A 1,877-nucleotide genomic window follows, 5' to 3' on the forward strand; every position below is an offset into this window, starting at 1 on the left:
AGGGCCGCCCGAGCGAGGTCCAGCGGGGGTCCGCGTTGCGCGGCCCGCTGACCCGCTCGGCGAAGCCGTCGAGCAGCCGCTTCGTCTCGGGCGGAAGGCTCAGGCCGAGTGCGCCGATGTTCTCCGCGAGGTGCGCAGGGCTCCGGGTGCCGGGGATCGCGATGCTGGTGACGCCGAGCTCCGCCGCTCGCGCGTCGAGCCAGGCGAGTGCCAGTTGGCCCGGAGTCGCGTCCAACCGCTCTGCATGCTCGGCGAGTTCGGCGACGAGCCGCAGGTTGTGCGGCAGCGACTCGAGCCCGAAGCGCGGGAAGATGGCGCGGATGTCCGGCTGCTCGTACCCACCGGGCTCGATCCGCCCGGTCAGCAGACCTCGGCTCAGCGGGGCGTAGGGGACGATGGGGATGCCGAGCTCCGCCAGATCCGGGAGCAGGTTCTCCTCGATATCGCGGCTGAACGCGCTCCACTCGCTCTGCACCGCGGCGATCGGGTGGACCGCGTTCGCGCGCCGCACCTCTGAGCCGGTCGCCTCGGAGAGGCCGAGGTGGCGGACCTTGCCCGCGGCGACGAGTTCCGCCATCGCACCGACCGTCTCCTCGACGCCCAGCTCGCGGTCGATCCGGTGCTGGTAGAGCAGATCGATATGGTCGGTGCCGAGTCGCCGCAGACTGGCGTCGACCTGCTCGAAGACGTAGTCCCGGTCGCCGCGGATCCCGCGATGACCCGGGCCGCCACCGCGGACGATCCCGAACTTGGTCGCGATGACGACCCGGTCCCGATCGGCCGGCCGGCGGAAGGCGCGCCCGAGCATCTCCTCGCTCCAGCCGTCGCCGTAGATGTTGGCCGAGTCGAAGAGGGTGATGCCGAGGTCCCGCGCCGCGGCGACCACCGCGCCCGCCTCTTCCGCGTCGATCGGCCCGTAGGCGTCGCTCAACGACATCGCCCCGTAGCCCTGCGCGCTCACCGCGAGCCCGCCGGCGAGCATGCGCGGCTCATCCATCCGGCACTCCTTTCGACAGCTTCTGGACCGACCCTACACCGACCCGATAGACTGTCTGTTGTCAGACAGATGAAGGGACCACGGATGGAACTCCGGAGATCGGTCGGCCTCAGCGAGGAGATCCTCCTCGAATGCGGCGCGCCCCCCATGCACACCGTCACCCGCGCGGCGGCCGTCGCCGTCTTCGCGAACCCGTGGCTCGCCGACAGCGGAGCACGGGACACCCGGGGGAGCCTGCGGCCCGAGGTCGAGCGGATGGCGCCGGATCTCGCGTTCCTCCTCACGCAGATCCTCATCGACCTGCTCGGCGGCGTCGACGCCGTCGTCTCGTTCGGCAAGGGGGCGATCGTCGGCGTGGACGGCGAGCGCGAGCACGGCGCGGCGTTCCAGCACACGGCCTTCTTCGGCAACGTCGTGCGCGACCGGCTCGGCGCGACGCAGATCATCAGCTCCACCGACGTGCGCGGCCCCGCGGGCACGCTGCTCTCGGCGCCGATGGGCAACAAGCTGCTCGGCGGCCGGCGCGACTTCTTCGAGTCCATGCCGGTCTGGGTCGACGAGGCGCCGCAGCCTGACGAGATCGCGCTGATCCTCGTGGGCTCCACCGGTCCCCGGCCCAATGCCCGCATCGGCGACCGCACGACCGACCCCAAGGTGACCCTCGACGACTACGCGTCGCACCCGCTCTACCCCGGCAAGGAGCAGTGATGCTGCACACAGTCCACAGCAACGTGCTCGACAGCTACACCGGAGCCGACATCTTCACGGCACCGGTCGCGCGGAGCGTCACCGTGTTCGCGATCGGCGCGCCCGAGACGATCGCCGAGGCCGCCACGCTCGAGCGGCTGCGCGCGCGGGCCGTCGAGCGGCTCGGCGCGCT

At 71.6% G+C, this 1,877-nt stretch carries 2 protein-coding genes; one reads left to right on the forward strand and one right to left on the reverse strand.

Features of this window, described 5'->3' with window-relative positions:
* A partial coding sequence (locus ACFPZL_RS12755; RefSeq protein WP_218114541.1) for an aldo/keto reductase occupies positions 1-997 on the reverse strand: 997 nt, incomplete at its 3' end.
* Positions 998-1,081: 84 nt separating this feature from the next.
* Between ACFPZL_RS12755 and ACFPZL_RS12760 the strand changes: the two genes are divergently transcribed.
* Positions 1,082-1,705 carry an amino acid synthesis family protein gene (locus ACFPZL_RS12760; RefSeq protein ID WP_218114540.1) on the forward strand — a complete coding sequence of 208 codons (624 nt, stop codon included), beginning with the start codon at positions 1,082-1,084 and terminating at the stop codon, positions 1,703-1,705.
* Positions 1,706-1,877 lie beyond the last annotated feature (172 nt).

It is taken from the genome of Leucobacter soli (assembly GCF_042659205.1).
Classification (GTDB): Bacteria; Actinomycetota; Actinomycetes; order Actinomycetales; family Microbacteriaceae; genus Leucobacter; species Leucobacter soli.

Coding starts and splice junctions, on each gene's coding strand:
- ACFPZL_RS12760 (WP_218114540.1), top strand. CDS start 1,082: ATGGAACTCCGGAGATCGGTCGGCCTCAGCGAGGAGATCCTCCTCGAA.